The following is a 317-nucleotide window of genomic DNA, read 5'->3' as shown; positions in this document are numbered from 1 at the left end:
CAAGTGGGTCAATCTCACGAAGGGTAATATTGATTGGGAAGGCTGGAAATATGTAGAGACAGGTATTGATCCTGAGTGGGAGCTGCCTTTACAACTTGAACAACTCTATGCAGTGGAACAAAACAAAGAACTGCAAGGGTTAAAAAACTATAAAGGCTGTGTCTATTTTGACCAAATACGGTTTGTCTATAAAGATATAGACGATCTGATTGGCCCGGAGTTCATAGATATTCAACCGAACGCCGCCATTATCTATAAAGATAATTTCACCATTTCCGCTAGTGTTATTGATAGTCAATCAGGAGTAAATCCTGAGT

Annotated in this window: 1 protein-coding gene; it reads left to right on the top strand. The window is 39.4% G+C overall.

Annotation, left to right across the window (positions count from 1 at the left end; genetic code table 11):
* Nucleotides 1-317: hypothetical protein (locus NWP09_RS13460; protein WP_258275971.1), on the top strand; the 317-nt coding region annotated here is incomplete at both ends.

The organism is Agrococcus sp. HG114 (genome assembly GCF_024723325.1).
Classification (GTDB): Bacteria; Actinomycetota; Actinomycetes; order Actinomycetales; family Microbacteriaceae; genus Agrococcus.
The sequence above is the reverse complement of the archived record's forward strand: the minus strand, read 5'-3'. Positions and strand labels throughout refer to the sequence as shown.